The sequence below is a fragment of the Microtetraspora malaysiensis genome (assembly GCF_050947145.1).
In the GTDB taxonomy this organism is placed as follows: domain Bacteria; phylum Actinomycetota; class Actinomycetes; order Streptosporangiales; family Streptosporangiaceae; genus Microtetraspora_A; species Microtetraspora_A malaysiensis.
Genome location: NZ_CP191998.1, coordinates 5,772,257 through 5,788,578, shown reverse-complemented (window position 1 = coordinate 5,788,578; position 16,322 = coordinate 5,772,257). Strand labels below are relative to the sequence as shown.

General features: G+C 68.7%; 16 protein-coding genes and 2 pseudogenes. 9 read left to right on the top strand and 9 right to left on the bottom strand.

The window, feature by feature from the left end; all coding sequences use genetic code 11:
- Positions 1-83: 83 nt before the first annotated feature.
- Positions 84-1,973 (bottom strand): S9 family peptidase, encoded by a 1,890-nt coding sequence (locus ACQP1V_RS27310; RefSeq protein WP_433412950.1) that lies wholly within the window; start codon positions 1,971-1,973, stop codon positions 84-86.
- A gap of 154 nt (positions 1,974-2,127) precedes the next feature.
- On the opposite strand from ACQP1V_RS27310, the gene ACQP1V_RS27305 reads away from it, so the two are divergent.
- Positions 2,128-2,313, top strand: coding sequence for a hypothetical protein (locus ACQP1V_RS27305; RefSeq protein WP_433412949.1), 186 nt, complete (start codon positions 2,128-2,130; stop codon positions 2,311-2,313).
- Between the two features lie 116 nt (positions 2,314-2,429).
- Here ACQP1V_RS27305 and ACQP1V_RS27300 read toward each other — a convergent pair whose 3' ends face one another.
- The gene (locus ACQP1V_RS27300; RefSeq protein ID WP_433412948.1) at positions 2,430-2,645 is read right to left on the bottom strand and encodes a hypothetical protein; all 216 of its coding nucleotides are present in this window, start codon (positions 2,643-2,645) and stop codon (positions 2,430-2,432) included.
- 185 nt (positions 2,646-2,830) lie between these two features.
- Positions 2,831-3,092: pseudogene (locus tag ACQP1V_RS27295) on the bottom strand (transposase); the annotation flags it as partial.
- Between the two features lie 89 nt (positions 3,093-3,181).
- Between ACQP1V_RS27295 and ACQP1V_RS27290 the strand changes: the two are divergent.
- From ACQP1V_RS27290 to ACQP1V_RS27280, 3 genes are all read left to right on the top strand, one after another.
- On the top strand, positions 3,182-3,586 hold the full coding sequence (locus ACQP1V_RS27290) for a helix-turn-helix domain-containing protein (protein WP_433412947.1): 405 nt from the start codon (positions 3,182-3,184) through the stop codon (positions 3,584-3,586).
- Entirely contained in the window at positions 3,570-4,316 is a 747-nt protein-coding gene (locus ACQP1V_RS27285) for a transposase (RefSeq protein WP_433412946.1), read from the top strand. The genes ACQP1V_RS27290 and ACQP1V_RS27285 overlap by 17 nt, the downstream gene beginning before the upstream one ends.
- A 137-nt stretch (positions 4,317-4,453) precedes the next feature.
- Positions 4,454-5,512: an IS630 family transposase gene (locus tag ACQP1V_RS27280; protein ID WP_433425953.1), complete on the top strand. Its 1,059-nt coding sequence runs from the start codon at positions 4,454-4,456 to the stop codon at positions 5,510-5,512.
- On the opposite strand, the pseudogene ACQP1V_RS27275 reads toward ACQP1V_RS27280, so the two are convergent.
- Positions 5,509-6,009, bottom strand: a pseudogene (locus tag ACQP1V_RS27275) (IS701 family transposase); the annotation flags it as partial. The gene ACQP1V_RS27280 and the pseudogene ACQP1V_RS27275 sit on opposite strands and share 4 nt — an antisense overlap.
- A gap of 213 nt (positions 6,010-6,222) precedes the next feature.
- On the opposite strand from ACQP1V_RS27275, the gene ACQP1V_RS27270 reads away from it, so the two are divergent.
- Positions 6,223-6,555, top strand: coding sequence for a type II toxin-antitoxin system PemK/MazF family toxin (locus tag ACQP1V_RS27270; protein WP_433412945.1), 333 nt, complete (start codon positions 6,223-6,225; stop codon positions 6,553-6,555).
- A 115-nt stretch (positions 6,556-6,670) separates the two neighbouring features.
- On the opposite strand, the gene ACQP1V_RS27265 is transcribed toward ACQP1V_RS27270, so the two are convergent.
- The 5 genes from ACQP1V_RS27265 to ACQP1V_RS27245 form a co-directional block, all read right to left on the bottom strand.
- Positions 6,671-7,666 (bottom strand): LacI family DNA-binding transcriptional regulator, encoded by a 996-nt coding sequence (locus ACQP1V_RS27265; RefSeq protein WP_387412093.1) that lies wholly within the window; start codon positions 7,664-7,666, stop codon positions 6,671-6,673.
- Complete coding sequence (locus tag ACQP1V_RS27260) at positions 7,663-9,123, bottom strand: GH1 family beta-glucosidase (RefSeq protein ID WP_433412944.1); 1,461 nt, start codon at positions 9,121-9,123, stop codon at positions 7,663-7,665. The genes ACQP1V_RS27265 and ACQP1V_RS27260 overlap by 4 nt, the downstream gene beginning before the upstream one ends.
- Positions 9,120-9,941: a carbohydrate ABC transporter permease gene (locus tag ACQP1V_RS27255; protein ID WP_387412091.1), complete on the bottom strand. Its 822-nt coding sequence runs from the start codon at positions 9,939-9,941 to the stop codon at positions 9,120-9,122. Before ACQP1V_RS27255 ends, ACQP1V_RS27260 begins: the two co-directional genes overlap by 4 nt.
- A 60-nt stretch (positions 9,942-10,001) precedes the next feature.
- On the bottom strand, positions 10,002-11,000 hold the full coding sequence (locus ACQP1V_RS27250) for a carbohydrate ABC transporter permease (protein WP_433412943.1): 999 nt from the start codon (positions 10,998-11,000) through the stop codon (positions 10,002-10,004).
- Positions 11,001-11,125: 125 nt separating this feature from the next.
- Entirely contained in the window at positions 11,126-12,433 is a 1,308-nt protein-coding gene (locus ACQP1V_RS27245) for an ABC transporter substrate-binding protein (RefSeq protein ID WP_433412942.1), read from the bottom strand.
- Between the two features lie 589 nt (positions 12,434-13,022).
- On the opposite strand from ACQP1V_RS27245, the gene ACQP1V_RS27240 reads away from it, so the two are divergent.
- The 4 genes from ACQP1V_RS27240 to ACQP1V_RS27225 all read left to right on the top strand — a co-directional run bounded on the left by ACQP1V_RS27240 (position 13,023) and on the right by ACQP1V_RS27225 (position 16,302).
- A complete protein-coding gene (locus ACQP1V_RS27240) occupies positions 13,023-13,247 on the top strand; it encodes a hypothetical protein (RefSeq protein WP_433412941.1) in 225 nt (74 codons plus the stop codon).
- A 329-nt stretch (positions 13,248-13,576) separates the two neighbouring features.
- Positions 13,577-14,752: a COG4705 family protein gene (locus tag ACQP1V_RS27235; RefSeq protein ID WP_433412940.1), complete on the top strand. Its 1,176-nt coding sequence runs from the start codon at positions 13,577-13,579 to the stop codon at positions 14,750-14,752.
- A 59-nt stretch (positions 14,753-14,811) separates the two neighbouring features.
- Positions 14,812-15,243, top strand: coding sequence for a BlaI/MecI/CopY family transcriptional regulator (locus tag ACQP1V_RS27230; protein WP_433412939.1), 432 nt, complete (start codon positions 14,812-14,814; stop codon positions 15,241-15,243).
- 3 nt (positions 15,244-15,246) lie between these two features.
- Positions 15,247-16,302 (top strand): M48 family metalloprotease, encoded by a 1,056-nt coding sequence (locus ACQP1V_RS27225; RefSeq protein WP_433412938.1) that lies wholly within the window; start codon positions 15,247-15,249, stop codon positions 16,300-16,302.
- Positions 16,303-16,322 lie beyond the last annotated feature (20 nt).

Below are 16,322 nucleotides of genomic sequence, written 5' to 3'. Positions count from 1 at the left end.
GGAAACGTGAGGTACGTGCCGGTGTCTGTACGTCTCTCGTACGTGATCAAGCCGCGGAGTCAGGCCGTCCGGCGTGGTAACCCCTACAGGTGCCGTCCCCACCAGTCGAGGACGGCGTCGAAGCGGGCCACCCGATGGCTGGGAAGCCCTGAGCGGGACAACTCATGTCCCTCCCCCGGGAACAGCAGCAGCTCCGTCTCCACCCCCCGCAACTGAAGCTTGACGAACAACCGCTGCGCCTGCTCCACCGGGCACCGCCAGTCATGCTCCGAGTGGATGATCATAAACGGCTTGTCGATCTTGTCGGCATGCGTGAGAGGGCTCTGCTCCACCCAGCGCGCCGGGTCTTCGCCGTACAGGTCGCGCGCGAACGACCACCCGATGTCACTACTCCCGTGGAAACTGTCGATCGCGTTGACCGCGCGCTCGCTGATCGCCGCTTTGAACCGGTCGCCGTGGTGAGCAGCCATCCACGTGGTCATGAAGCCGCCGTGCGAGCCGCCGAGCACTCCGGCGCGGGAGGCGTCCAGGCCGCCGGTGGCCAGGGCGGCGTCGAACAGCGCCAGCAGGTCGAGGGCCGACAGGCGGCCGACGTCGCCGAAGATGTGCCGGCCGTGCGCCTGTCCGTAGCCGGAGGAGCCGCGAGGGTTGCCCATGACGACCGCGTAACCGGCCGAGGCGTAGATCTGGGCCTCGTCGAAGACGTGCCAGCCGTACTGCGCGAAGGGGCCACCGTGGATCATGAGGAGCACGGGGTGCGGCCCCTCGCCGGCAGGGCGGACGATCCAGCCGTGTACGGGGTAGCCGTCCGGGGCCGTGCCGGTGACCTCCTCGACGGGGAGTACGTCGAGGCCGGGACCGAAGGAGGTGAGGGTGATCTCCTTGTCCTGGTGGAGGGCGACCAGCTCGCCGGGGGTACGGGCGTCGGCGACGGCCACGACGGTGACGTCGGCGGCGTGGGCGACGGCGTCGACCTCGCGGGGGCCGTTGATCAGGACGGTGGGTTCCGCGCCCGTGTACGGCACGTGCAGCAGGTCCTTGGCGCCCCGGTTCTCCACGGTGACGAGCACGCCGTCGGCGGTGGGGACGTACGGGGTGACGGGGAGGTGGAAGCGTTCCTCGTCGGTGAGGCGGCGGGCCGCGCCGCCGGCGAGCGGCATCAGCCAGAGCCCGAAGTTCTTGGCGACCAGGTGGCGGCCTTCGGGGCCGGCGCCGGCGCCGAGGAAGCACAGGGCGTCGCCGTCCGGGGTGAAGCGCGGTGCGGCCACCGCCAGGTCGGTGGCGGTCACGCGGCGCAGGTCCGAACCGTCGGGGGCGCTCACCCACACGTCGTTGGTGAGCGTGCTGCCGCGCTCGTCATGGCGGGCGGCCACGAACGCCAGCAGCGCGCCGTCCGGGCTCCAGGTGACCCCGTCGTGGTCGAAGTCGCCCTCGGTGATCTGCGTGGCCGAGGGCTCCTCGGCGAAGGGGTCGACGACGAAGACGTGAGAGCGCCGGTCGAGGAAGAAGCCCAGGTTGTCCCGCCGGTACTTGAAGCCGGTGATACGGCGCGGCCGTTCCTTCTCCGGCTTGTTCTCGCCGTACCGGCCCTCCTCGGGCACACGCGCGACGAAGGCCAGCCGCCGCGAGTCGGGGCTCCACACCGGCTCGCTGACGCCGAGCGGCTCGTCGGTCACCTTCCGCGGCTCGCCGCCGCCGGTGGGCATAACGTAGAGCTGCGGCTTGGCGCCGTCGCCGCCGCGGACGAAGGCCAGCCAGGCGCCGTCGGGGGAGTATGCGGGCTCTCCGTCGCGCGGACCTCTCGTCAGCCGGCGCGGCTCGGCGGAGCCGTCCGTCGGGACCAGCCAGAGGCCGCCGCGGTACTCGTCGGCCTCGAGGTCGGGCCGGGTCACGGCGACGATCGCATACTTCCCGTCGGGCGAGATCGTCGGCGCGCCGAGAGCATGCAAAAGGGAGATATCCGCAGGTTTCATGCTTGAGACCCTAGCCGTAGTGCTTCAGCGGCCACAGCAGCGCGGAGATCACGGATTCCTGTGCGCCTGCGGACGGGGCGGACGGCGTTCGTCAGCAGGACCACGGTGAGGCCATGCGCGGGGGAGACGACGAACGAGGTGCCGGTGAAGCCGAATGGCCGCGGAGGAGTTCGAGCATCTGGCCGCTCTCGATGAGTCGCTGAGGGAGCTCCACGTGCCGGTGGACCAGCACCTGCGCCATCACGGTGTGCGGGTCGGTGAGTGGCGGGTGGCGACCCCTGAGGAACTGGAGGAGCCGCCCATTGTAGGAGCCCATGATCGGTACGTGTCTGGTACGTGATCACGGGCACATGCTTGCGGGCGCAACGAGCTTGAGCCCGTCATCGGCCTGCTGGCGCTGTGCGAGAGCGTACGGTCCCCGGCCGGGAGCCCCGGCTTGCGGTCGGCATCCGCTTCTCAGCGACCGATGGAGCGGGCGCTGCCCGGGGTCAGCAGTGGGGAGTCGAGGATGCGACGCTCGATGAAGCGGACGACTTCGTGCTCCGTGACGTCCGACCGTCGGACGAAGGAGTGCAGACGGCCGGCGGTGTCCGACAGTTCTTCGAGCTCACCGGACCTGGCCGGGACCTGTTGATCCCGATCCACGCGCTCGGGCAGTGGGCCCACCGGCACGCCGACACCGTGCTGGCCAATGCGATCGAGCCGGAATCCGACTCCGATGACCCCCGCTCCTGCCCTGAGGCATGATCAGCGCGCGAGCGCGTGGTGCCGACGCTCGTAGGTCAGGTGACCGGGTCGCGCAGCCAGAGTTTCTGTCGGTTGGCGGCCTGGTCCTTCTTGATGGCCGCTCGCGTGGCGGGCCCGGTGCCCCTTGGCGCCGGCCCCTGCCGATAGCTTCTGCCAGGCCCGCTTGGGCACCTTGGCGGCCAGGGCATCCGCTCGGAACTTCCCGGCCGCGGTGGTGACTTCGTGGGAGCAGGCGACGGCGAGCACGTAGGCGACCCCGCGCTCTTTCAGCGCGGACCGCAGTTTCGGGTTGCCGCCGTAGACCTCGTCCCCCGCCACCCAGTCCGCGCGGTGCCCGGAGTCAAGGAACCGGCCGATCATGCGGGCAGCTAGTGCCGCATCAGCTTGGGTTTGCCCTGTTTCGTGGTGACACGCCGATCAAGGTCCCACCACGGTCGGCGTGATCGCTTCACACTCTGCGTGTGGCTGAACGGGTTCGCGTACGTGAGATCGATGACGATGAAGGCAACCGGCTGCTGCGGATCGTACGGCGCGGCAGTGGGTCGGTGGTGACCTGGCGGCGGGCGCAGATGGTGCTCCTGTCGGCCCAGGGCATGCCTGTCGCAAAGATCGCGCAGGTCGCGTTCACCAGCGAAGACCGGGTCCGGGACGTGATCCATAACTTCAATACCGATGGATTCGACTCCCTGTACCCCAAGTACAAGGGCGGCCGGGCACCGACGTTCACGCTGCCGCAACGCCGTGAAATCAAGAAGATCGCCAAGTCCAAGCCTGCCGAGCACGGGTTGCCGTTCTCCCGGTGGAGCCTTGCCAAGCTGGCCGACTTCCTGGTCGCCGAGGGGGTGGTCGATGGACATCAGCCATGAGGGCCTGCGCGAGCTTCTACGTGCGGAAAGTGTCTCCTTTCAAGCCATAAAGACCTGGAAGGCCTCCCGCGACCCGGACTATGCGACCAAGAAGGCCCGCATCGAGCACCTGTATGCCATCGCCGACGGCGAGGTCGTCCCCGACCCCGGCGAACCCGCTGTGATCTTCTGCATGGACGAGTTCGGGCCGCTCAACCTGCAACCCCGCCCCGGCAGGCAGTGGACCGACGTCGGCGGCAAGGGCAAGGACCCCGACCGAGATCCGCGACCGCGGATGCGCGCCACCTACACCCGCACCCAAGGCGTACGGCACCTGTTCGCCGCGTTAGACGTGGGCAAGAACAAGATGTACGGGCACATCAAGAAACGCAAGCGACGCGGCGAGTTCCTTGAGTTCTGCCGCTACCTGCGCAGCCTTCACCCGGCCGAGGTTCGCATCGCGATCGTGTGTGACAACTTCAGCCCGCACCTGACGACCAAGAAGGACAAGCGAGTCGGCCAGTGGGCGGAGGCGAACAACGTCGAGATCGCCTACACGCCCACCAACTCCTCCTACCTGAACCGGATCGAGGCGCAGTTCACCGCGTTGCGCGAGTTCACCCTCAACGGCACCGACCATGCCAGCCACCGCGAGCAGGGCAGCATGATCCGCCGCTACATCGCCTGGCGTAACCGCAACGTCGATAACCCCCGCCTACGCCGGATCGTGAAGAGGGCAAACGTGGCCTGACACGGCACTAGTGGCCCGTCACCGAATCTTGGACGGGTAATTGATCTCCGGTGGTGAACCCGTCAGGCTGGCTACCTCTTCAACGTTGGGAGGTGGTCGTGGCTCGCCGACCGGAAGTGTTCGTCCGGCCGTTAACCATGGAGGAAGGCCGCAAGCTGCAACGGATCACGCGGAGCGCTAAAGATCCGGTCAAGCTGCGGCGGGCGATCGTGGTGATGATGTCCGGCCAGGGCCAAAGCGTCCCGGACATCACCTCGTTGATGCAGGTCAGCGACGACTACGTGCGGGATGTCATCCACGCCTTCAACGAGAAGGGGTTCGACGCGCTCGACCCAAAATGGAGCGGGGGCCGTCCGCGAGCGATCAGTAGCCAGGTGCGTGAGCACATCTGCCTGATCGCCAAGACGGTCCCCGCCGAATGGGGCATCACCGGACACTCCACCTGGAGCCTGCGCACCCTGGCCGAGCACCTCATCACTCGCGGGGTGGTGGCGGCGATCAGCCGCGAGCACCTGCGGCGGATCCTCCGTAAAGGCGGGGTGAGCTGGCAGACCACCACGACGTGGAAGTCCTCCACCGACCCGCACTTCATCGCCAAGATGCAGCGCGTCCTGGACCTCTACGATCACCCGCCCGCCGATGGGCGGGTGATCTGCGTCGATGAGTTCGGGCCGTTGAACCTGATGCCTCGAAAGGGCAAGCGGTGGCGGCCGGCGGGTTCACCGGCCCGGCTGCGTGCCACCTACAACCGCTACAACGGCGTCATGCACATGATCGCCGCGCTCGACCTGGCCACCGGCAAGCTGTACTACCGGATCCGCAAGCGCAAGCGCTGGCGCGAATACCTGTCGTTCCTCAAGACGTTGCGGGCCCGCTGGCCTGGCGAGAAGCTGTATGTGATCGCCGACAACTACTCGCCGCACAAGCATCCCCAGGTCCGCACCTGGGCTGCTGACAACGATGTTGAGCTGGTGTTCCTGCCGACCTACGGCTCCTGGTTGAACTGGATCGAATCAGAGTTCGCCGCGCTGCGCTACTACGCGCTGAACGGCACCGACCACCGCACCCATGACGAGCAAAACGCGGCGATCGGCGCTTACGTGCGCTGGCGCAACGCCCGAGCCGAGCCCAAGACCAACTTCGCTGCCAGCTCACCGATCAGAAGCTGGACGAGTTACCCGGCCAAGGTTGCGTGACGGGCCACTAGCTCCGGCTTGGTCGCGAAGACGGTGTCCTCGTCCAGGCCCGCAGCCCGGCAGCGGTCCGGGTCGCATGTCCACGAGCGCGGAATGTACAGCTCGCGGTCCACTGCCGCGTGTCCGCGGCGGCCCGCGTAGACGAGATAGACGGCGACCTGGGAGTTCTCGATCCTGCCAGCGGTGCCGGTGTACTGGCGCTGCACCCCGACGGTGTGCGTGCCCTTCTTCACGTCCCCGGTCTCGTCGACGACCAGGACCGCATCTGGGTCGTGCAGATGCTCCACCACGTACTCCCGTACGTCATCGCGTACCGCATCGGCATCCCCCTTGGCCCGGCCCAGCAGGTGCTGCATGCCATCAGGACTCGCCTCCCCGGCCCACTCTGCGATTGTCCAGCAGTTCTTCCGCGGCAGGTCCGCCAGCAGCCCGCGCACGAAGTCCCGCGCCCGAAGGCGTGGTTCGACCCGCGCGAACCTCGCCGCTATCCGGCCCATCAGACCCTCGAACGCCTCCTGCCACCGGGCCGGGTCTACGCTGTGAGCTGCGGCCACCGCATGATCTTCGTTTGTCCACACAGCTCACGATGATCATCGGTAGCCGCAGCCGTCTTCTCACCGGCCCTGACCAGCCAACATTACGATCTGTGCCTGGAGTAGGCGGCGGTCGAAGGGGCGACGCAGGCGCGCCGTCCCGTATCAGGAGGACATATGCGACGTGGCGAAGTCTGGTGGGCAGATTTCAACGAGCAGCGGGCAGTCGTACTGCTGTCGGGAGAAGAGGCGTCCGGTTTCTTGGCGATGCAGGTCGTCGCTCCCGCGGGCACCGATCTCAGTGGCGTGGCCGTTGAGGTGGCAGTAGGTGCCTCCGAAGGACTGCCTCTCGAAGGCGTCCTGAGAGTCGCACTTCCACGTCCCGACCTCATCCCTTGCACTTGGCTGGTCACCCTGGCCAGGGAAGACCTGATCGGGCAGGCGGGCGTCCTGCCGTCCGCGAAGCTCAGCGAGATCGAGGATGCCCTTCGTCTCGGTGGACTCAAGTAGGCAGAGAGGGATGGACGCCGCCGATGGCGCGGCCGGTCTCGTCGAGATGGTCAATGGTGGCCGCGCCATATCAGCGGCGCCCCCACTCACAAGATCACGATCTACGGCTGGAGTACTAGGCCGACTCGCGGACGACCAGTTCGGTGGGAAGGATCACCGGGTCGGCCGGGCCGCCCTCGAACAGGCCGAGCAGGAGTTTCACCATCGCCGCCGCCTGCTCGGTGAACGGGTGCCTGATCGTGGTCAGCGGGGGCTCGGTGAACTTCGCCGCTTCGATGTCGTCGAAGCCGACCACGGCCACGTCGTCGGGAACCCGCCGGCCCGCCTGCCGGAGCGACTGCAGCGCGCCGACGGCCATCAGGTCGTTGGCCACGAAAACCGCGTCGAGATCCGGATCGTCGCGGAGGAGCTGGCGCATGGCCACCGCGCCGGACTCGCGGGTGAAGTCGCCGACGGCCACGATGGAGCGGCGGTCGGACTCCCGCAGCATGTTGCGGTATCCGGTCAGCCGGTCCTGGCCGCCGATCATGTCCTGTGGCCCGGCGATCGTCGCGATGCGGCGCCGACCCTTGTCCAGCAGGTGCCGTACGGCCTTCTCGGCGCCGCCCACGTTGTCGTTGTCCACGTACGGCAGGGGCACGGGCACGGCGGGCCTGCCGTACGAGACGATCGGCACGGACATGCGGGAGATCGCGGCGGGCAGCGGGTCGGCGCCGTGCATGGAGATGAGCATGACGCCGTCCACGTGGCCGCCGGCGATGTAGCGCTCGATCCTCGCGTGGCTCTTGGGCGAACCCGCCAGCATCAGCACCACCTGCCGGTCGGCGGCCTCGAGCTCCAGGCTGGCCGACCGGATGACCGTGGAGAACATCGGGTCCTCCGAGAACACCCTGGTCGGCGGCTCGGAGACGACCAGGGCGATCGAGTCGGTCCGCTGGGTGACCAGGCTGCGCGCGGCCGAGTTGGGCACGTATCCCAGCTCGTCGACCGCGCGCAGCACGGCCTCTCTGATCTGCGGCGTCACCGTCGCCTGTCCGTTGACGACCCGGGAGACGGTCGCGCGCGACACCCCCGCCCGCGCGGCGACCGCCTCCAGCGTGGGTCGTTTCATCTGTCCCCCTGAGAGCCGTAGGAGAGGCCGTTGCGGCCGATGACCTCGCGGTACCACAGCGCGCTCTCCTTGGGAATGCGCCGCTGGGTCGCGAAGTCGACGTACACGATCCCGAACCTCTTGTGGTATCCGTACGCCCACTCGAAGTTGTCCAGCAGCGACCATACGAGATAACCGCGCAGATCCGCACCGGCCGATATCGCCGCGTGCGCGGCGCGCAGGTGCGCGTCGAGGTATCCGACCCGCTCCGGGTCGGATACCTGTCCGTCCCGGACGACGTCGTCGAAGGCGGCGCCGTTCTCGGTGACCAGCAGGCCAACCTCGGGATAGTCGCGGGACAGCCTGAGCAGGAGCGACTCCAGCCCGGCCGGATCGATGGGCCAGTCCATCGCCGTCGTCGGCCCGGCCGGCGGGTCGAACCGGACGCCCTCGGTGCCGGGGAACGCCGGGTTAGCGGGCTCGTCGGGGGCGGAGGAGACGAAGGACGGGTTGTAGTAGTTGATCCCGAGCAGCTCCAGAGGCTGCCGGATGATCTCCAGATCGCCGTCCCGGATGTGGTCGAGGCCGCCGTGCCGGGCGGCGATCTCCAGCACGTCCTCCGGGTAGCTCCCGCGCAGCGCGGGATCGAGGAACTGCCGGTTGAGCAGTCCGTCCACCGTGGCGATGGCGGGCGCGGCGTCGCCCGGCCCGATCACGGGGGCCAAGTTGAGGGTGAGCGCGATCTCGGCGGCGCCGGCCGTACGCAGCGCGGAGGCGGCCAGCCCGTGCCCGAGCAGCAGGTGGTGCGCGGCGCGGAAGGCGGCGGCCGGGCTCTGCCGTCCCGGCGCGTGCACGCCGGAGCCGTAGCCGAGGAAGGCCGCGACCCACGGCTCGTTCAGGGTCGTCCAGGTCCGGATCCGGTCGCCGAGCCGGTCGTGTACGGCCGTCGCGTAGTCGGCGAACCGGTACGCGACGTCCCGGGAGGTCCAGCCGCCGCAGTCCTCCAGCGCCTGCGGCAGGTCCCAGTGGTAGAGCGTCGGGTAGGGCGCGATGCCGTGCGCCAGGAGGTCGTCCACGAGCCGGTCGTAGAAGTCGAGCCCGCGCGGGTTGACCGGGCCGGAACCGGTGGGACGCACCCGCGGCCAGGCGACGGAGAAACGGTAGGCCGCCAGGCCGAGCCCGGCCATGAGCCGGACGTCCTCGGCGTAGCGATGGTAGTGGTCGCAGGCGACGTCCCCGGTGTGGCCGTCGGCGACCTTGCCCGGCACGCGGGAGAAGCTGTCCCAGATGGAGCGCCCTCTGCCGTCCTCGGCGGCGGCGCCCTCGATCTGGTACGCCGCGGTCGCGGCCCCCCAGACGAAGCCGTCGGGGAACGCCAGCCGCCCGCCGGGGCATTCGTCCGTCTCGCCGCGCGTGGTCCTGGCGGACGCCGCCGTCACAGGAGGTTCCCCGGGGTGCGCGGTGGTCGTGGCGCTCATCCTTTGACCGCTCCCTGCATGATTCCTCCGATGATCTGCTTGCCGAGAAGGACGAAGATGAGCACGAGTGGCAGCGTCGCCACCGCCGTCCCGGTCAGCCCGAGTGTGAAGTCGCGGACGTACCCGCTGGCGAGCTGGGACAGCGCGACCTGCACCGTCGGGTCGTCCGGGGTGAGGACGACCAGCGGCCAGAAGTAGTCGTTCCAGGCCGTCATGAAGGTCAGCATCCCGAGCACCGCGGCGGCGGGCCGCGCCGCCGGGACGACGATGTGCCGGAACAGCCGCCAGGTGCCGCAGCCGTCGATGCGCCCGGCCTCGAGCAGCTCGGTGGGAAGCGCGCGGCTGAGGTACTGCGTCATGAAGAACACGCCGAACGCGTTGACCAGCGCGGGCACGATCACGGCGTACAGCTTCCCCGTCCACTCCAGCTTGATCATCAGCATGTAGAGCGGGATGATGCCGAGCTGCGTCGGGACCATCATGGTCACCACGGTGAGCAGCAGCAGCGCGTTCCGTCCCCGGAAGCGCAGCTTCGCGAACGCGAAACCGGCCAGCGTGGAGAAGAACGTCACCGAGACGGTGATCGTGCCGGCCACCACGAACGAGTTGACCAGCGCCAGCGCGAACGGCGTGGTGTCGAAGACCCGCGACACGTTGGCGAGGAAGTTGCCGCCGGGCAGCAGTGGCGGCGGCATCTCGGCCAGCGCCGCGTTGTCGTGCGAGGCGACGATCACGCTCCAGTAGACGGGGAAGGCGGAGAAGAACGCCACCGCCACCAGCGTGAGATAGGTGAGCGGGTGCTTGCGCAGGGCTCTCATCCGCGCACCCCGGTTCCCGCGCGCATGAGGCGGCTTTCCTCGCATGCCGGACGACTTCCGTCACACATCGAGACCTCCGCGCATCCTGCGGACCACCAGGTAGTTGAATCCGACGACGAGTACCACGAGCAGGAACATCACCCACGCGGCGGCCGAGGCGTAGCCGAACTCGAAGCTCCGGAAGCCCTTCTCGTACAGGTAGAGCGCGAGCGTCTGGAACTGGCGGTCGGTGCCGCCCGTTGTCGCCGCGCCGTTGCTCACCTGGGCGCCGAACAGCAGCGGCTCGGCGATGATCTGCATCGAGCCGATCGTGGTGACGATGACCGTGAAGATGATCGTTGGGCGGATCATCGGGATCGTGATGCCCCAGAGCTGCCGGGCCGTCGAGGCCCCGTCGATGGTCGCGGCCTCGTAGATCTCCCGGGGTACGGCCTGCATCGCGGCCAGATAGATGAGCGCGTTGTACCCCGTCCAGCGCCACATGATCATGGTGGCGATGGCGACGTGTGAGCTTGCCACGTTCGCCTGCCAGTACACGCGGTCGATCCCGACGAGGTCCAGCAGCGCGTTGACCAGGCCGAAGTCGCGACCGAAGAGCTGGCTGAAGATCACCACGACGGCGACGACGCTGGTGACGTTCGGCAGCAGCAGGGTGATGCGGAACAACGTCTGCGCCCTGAGCGGCCGGTTCAGCAGGTGGGCGAGCACCAGCGCGAGCGCCAACTGGGGAACCGCGGACAGGACCCCGATCGACAGCGTGTTGAACGCCGCGTTCCAGAAGTAGCCGTCGGAGAACAGCTCCCGGTAGTTGTCCAGGCCGATGAACGGGTTCGCGCTGCTCAGCAGGTTCCAGTCGTGCAGCGAGACCCACGCCGTGTAGATCAGCGGGAAGACGCCGAAGGCGGCGAAGAGCAGGAAGAAGGGCGCGATGTAGGCGTAGGGGGAGACCAGCCGGTCCAGCCGGTGGCGCCACGGCGAGGTCGCCGCCCGCGTACGGCTCTCGCCCGGCGGCGGGTGCGGCGGGCTCTCGGCGGCCGGCGCCCGACGGACGACAGGCATCGGGAATCCTTTCGTTCCGAGTGTTACGAGTGTTCCGGCCCTCGGTTTCCGGTCGCTCCGGGACGGTGGGCCCCAGGTGCCACCCAGGGGATCGCCGGGCGGCGGAGGGGTCACCGGGCGCCTGGTTACTTGACGTTCTCGACGTCCTTGAGGACCTGGGCCCACGCCTGCTCGGGGGTCTGCTTGCCCTGCTCCACCCGGCCGAGGCCGTTGCCGATCGCCGTGCGCACGTCACCCTCCTTCGGGCCGAGGTGCTGTGGCTTGAGGTTCTTGGCGGCGTCGGAGTAGATCTTGCCGACGGGCGCGCCGTTGAAGAAGTCCTTGGTGAAGTTCTGGATGTCCGGCTGGTCGTACAGCGCCGGGATCGAGGGGAAGTTGCCGATCGCCTTGAAGACGGCCGCCTGACTGTCGGGCGACGTCAGGAAGTCGACCAGCTCGGCCGCCTCCTTGGGATGCTTGCTCTGCTTGGGAACGGTGAGATGCGTTCCGCCGGCGTTGCCCGCGCCGCCGGGAACGGTGGCGATGTCCCACTTGCCGGACGCGTTCTTGGCCTGGTCCTGGATGTACGCCGTCATCCAGGCCGGGCAGATGATCGTGGCGAACGAGCCCTTGGCGAATCCGGTGTTCCACTCGGGCGTCCACGCGCCGATCTTGGCGGACAGGTCGTCCTGGACCATCCGGATGGACAGGTCCCAGGCGTTCTTCACGTCCGGGTTGGTGGCCACGACGATGTTGTCCTGCGCGTCGTACACGCCGACGGGGGCCTGCGCGACGATCGCCCGCATGATCTCGCCGGGGCTGTCGAAGAACTTCGTGCCCTTGGGCGCGGAGGCGGTGAACTTCTTGCCGGTCTCGATGTACTGGTCCCAGGTGGGCCACAGCGCGGATACCTCGTCGCGTTCGGTGGGCAGCCCGGTCTTCTTGAACAGGTCGGTGCGGTAGCACATGGCCAGGCCGCCGACATCGGTGCCGAGTCCCACGACGGCCCCGTTGGGGGCGACGCCCTGCTGCCACTTCCAGTCGAGGTACTCGCCCTGGCGCTTGTCCAGGCCGTACTGCTTGAGGTCCTGGAACCGGTCGGGCTGAGCGGTGAACTGGCTGATGAAGCCGACCTCGATGCCCTCGACGTCCGCGGCGCCCGCGCCGGTGGCGAGGTGCGCGGCGAGGTTGGTGTGGTGGTCGGCGTAGGCCGCCTGGCGCTCCTCGATCTCGATGTTCGGGTGCGTCTTCCTGAACTCCTCGTACAGCGGCTTGAAGCCGAAGTCACCGAAGAGGCCGACGGTCAGCTTGATCTTCTCGGCCGGGGCGGCCGTGTCTCCGCTCGCGGGGGTGGATCCGCCACCGCCACTGCACGCGGTGACGGTCAGCAGCGTGGCGGCGACCATGGGGGCGAGCAGCCGGGGGAGTCGGCGGCCGGTGCGGGGGATGCCCATGAACCCTCCTCGGGTCCCGAGTTGACGATCATGAAGAGAGCGCTCTCGCACAAGATTCGGCCGCGCTTCTCGAAGCGTCAAGGGTTGGATCAGTAACGATCCCCGTTACCTGATCACGCCGTCACCGCGTGCGAGAGCGCTTCTATCTCGCGAAACCGCAGCTCTGGCGCGGAATGGCACGTCGCCCCGATGTCTCTCCGTGCCGAGAGTTGCCCTTGAGGTGGCGAGTCCGGTCCGTACGCCCCAGGGGCGGGCGGAGGGGGCACGGTCGCTCCATCCCTGACGGCGCCACGAGAAAGAGAGCGCTCTCCTGATCTTCGAGGAACATTCTCTTCCCGTTGACAGGCGGTTGCCGCGTATCTAGCGTCAACGGCGCTGAGCGCGCTTCCAGCCCGATCCCGGTCGCCCCACTTCGCGGACGTCGCTCCACCATGAGAAGCATCGTCAAGGAGGTCGGCAAAGCCATCCCCTGTCAGACCGCGGGCGGGAAGGCGGAGCGGTGCGGGCCGCCGGCCGGGGTGGACGGCTATCCAGGAAGGGGTCGGAGGAACGTCCTCTGGCATGGAGATGAGGGACTTGGGGAACGCTGGTGGCGGATCGCGGCCGGCAGGTAGTGGTCCAGCGGCATGCCGTCACGCCGCCCGATCCCAACGAGGGCGCCAAGGAGGACGAGCAGGGCCGGGAGGCCGAGGACGGCCGGGACGACAAGGGGCAGGAGGCCGGTTCGGAGGCCCAGGAAGGCAAGCAGGGCCAGGCGGGCGACCAGCACGAGCATGAGGGCAAAGGCGACGCCGGCGAGCCCGAGGACGGCTGAGCCAAGCGCCGGGCGCCCGAGACTCGCCGTGCTCGAGTGCCCGGCTCGGCCGCATGGGTGCCGACCGTACCGCCGGGCGGCAGACGCTCGGAATGTGGTTCGGGCTGTTCATCGGGCTTATCGCGGCGGCCGCGCCGCTGCTCGCCTGGCCATGTCGAAGGCTTCCGAACTCGCCCGATTGGACATCCCCCGCTTTCTACTATTCGTACGAGTAGTATCTACTGTGGCTGGTGCTCCTGGGGCGCCAGTGACGGTGTCCCTTTCCTGTCTGGAGCGTGCGCATGGTGTCCACCTCTACCCCACCTCGGCGACGGCAGATAGCAAACAAGGTGCCCCTGGTCACAGCGACCTTCTGGGTCATCAAGATCCTCTCGACGACGGTAGGCGAGACGTTCGCGGACTACCTCACGGTCAATGTCGGGCTCGGCCCGGTGCTGACCGATGGTCTGGTGTTCGTCGTCCTGGCGGCGGCTCTCATCCTGCAGGCGTCCTCCCGCCGCCACACCCCATGGATCTACTGGCTGTCCGTCGTCTTGGTGAGCATCTCGGGAACGCAGATCACCGACTTCCTCACGGACACGCTCGGGATCAGCCTGTACGTCAGCACGACGCTGTTCGCGGTGCTTTTGGCCGTGGTCTTCGCCGTCTGGTATCGGCAGGAGATGACGCTGTCGATCACCGCGATCAACACGCCTCGGCGGGAGGCGTTCTACTGGGCGGCAATTCTGACCACGTTCGCGCTCGGCACGGCGGCAGGCGACCTGGCCACCGAGGCGTTGAGCCTCGGATTCCGCAACGGAGCGCTGCTGTTCGGCGGCGCCTTCCTCGTCACGCTGGTGCTGTGGCGGGTCGAGGCCTGGCAGGTGCCGGCGTTCTGGGCCGCCTACATCCTGACCCGCCCGCTGGGCGCCGCGGTCGGTGACCTGCTGACCCAGGACCACTCGCTCGGTGGGTTCGGCCTGGGCGCGACCAGGACCAGCATGCTGTTCTTCGCCGTCATCGTCGTGCTGGTCGCCCGCGAGCAGGTTGCCGCGACCAGGGCACTCCGCGCGGGCGCGCCCGCCGAGGGCAAGTCGGGCAGGGCAAGCCTGGGCCGGCCGGCGGACCTGGTGTGGGCGGCCGCCGGCATCGTGGTCGTCGTCGGGATCGGCAGTTGGATGTCAGCAGGCGCCGCAGGCCAACCCGCCGGTTCCGCCGCGGCGGTGAAGCAGGCATCGAGTTCCAAGCTCGGGGACCTGTCCTCCTTCGCCGTCATCATCGACGATGTCAACGCGCTCACCGCCAAAGGGGACCTGGCCGGGGCGAAGGCTCGGATCAAAGACCTCGAGGTGGCCTGGGACGTCGCCGAGGCCGGCCTCAAGCCCCGCTCGCCGAATGATTGGCACGCTCTGGACGGTGCGATCGACGGGGCGCTGACCGCGTTGCGGGCCGACTCCCCGAGCCAGGCGCGATGTGGTGCGGCGATGAAGACCCTCGAGAAGACCCTGAAGCACCCGCAGGTCTGAGCCCACACCTCGCGACGGTCAAGCTACGATCGAGATCTGTAGTAGATCTGGGGGTGGGAATGACCGAGTCGCCGCGAAAGTCAGGCAGGCGCCCCCCGGGTGCCCTGGAGCAGGAGATCCTGGACTGCCTGACCGAGGCCGATCGACCGCTGACCCCCGGTGAGGTGCAAACCCAGCTAGGGGGCGAACTCGCCTACACCACCGTCATGACCACCCTCGCCCGGCTGCACAAGCGAGGGCTGGCCGAGCGCGAGCCCGCCGGCCGCGCCTACGCCTACCGGGTGGCCTCCGACGCCGAGGCGGCGCAGTCGATCGCCGTGGCCACGCAGATGAGCCGGCTGCTCGGGAAGGGCAGCGACCGTGCCGGTGTTCTTGCGCACTTCGTCGCCGACCTCGATCCCGAGGACGAGCAGCTGCTCACCGAGCTGCTGCTCGGCCTCGAAGACGGTCGCCAGGGGCGGGGCAGTGCCCGCCGGACAACGGGCGAGTGAGCGGTGGCGTGGCTGGTGTGGTCCCCGCTGGTGGCCAATCTCGTGCTCGGCCTTCTCGGTCCGTGGATCACGCGAACGCTGCCGCCCGGGATGGCTGTCCGGCTGGTCCCGATCGCGATGGTGGCCATGGCCATGGGCACGGGGACGGTGCTGACCACGCTCGGGTTCCTGTCATTCGCGCAGGTACCCGAGGTGGCGCGGCTCGGCAGCTGGTCCGCGAGCCGGCTCGGCGCCCACCAGCCGTGGCCGGTGGCGGCCGAGGCGACGGCTGGGATATGCGCCGCACTGCTGCTCGCCGCAGGTTTGCACACGACCGCGCGGGTGGTTCGCGAGCTGGTCAGAGTCGCGGGCACGGCCCGGCGACTGGTACCGGGCCCCGACGGGGTGGTCATCGTGCCCGGTGCCGTGCCGGACGCCTATACGCTTCCAGCCCTGCCCGGAACTCCCGCACGTGTTGTCGTGACGACCGCCATGCTGAGCGCTCTGGACGGTGAGGAAAGCCGTGTGCTGTTCGCCCACGAGGCAGCTCACGCCTCCGGCCGACACCACCTCTACATCCAAGTGGCGCACCTCGCCTCCGCGACCAACCCCCTCCTGCGCGCCACCGCCCGCACGGTGCGGTTCGCAGTCGAGCGAGCCGCCGATGAAGCCGCGGCGCGCCGGCTCGGCGACCGCCGGCTGGTCGCCCGCGCGCTGGCTCGTGCGGCACTTGCCAAGGCCGCCGCGCTGCGCGCCGATGACCTCGGCCAAGGATCCACCGGCACCTCCTCCGTCAGCCTGTCGGCCACCGGGGGACAGGTCGCCCAGCGTGCGGCCGCCCTGCTGGCACCGGCACCACGCCCGCGCCGCGCCATCGCCGCGGGACTGCTGGCGCTGACCACCATCACGCTCCTGGGCTCCTCGGTGGCAGTGGACCAACTCGACGATCGGCTCGACCAAGCCGAGCTGCCCGCGCCAGTTCTGTCATCCTCCCCATACGGGAGTTCTCAGACGATCCTGTCGGGTCTGTCGAAAATCCCACCTCAGTCAGGCAGGCGGCAGCGGACCCCAGCGGAATGATCAACATTGGAGGCGGGCGC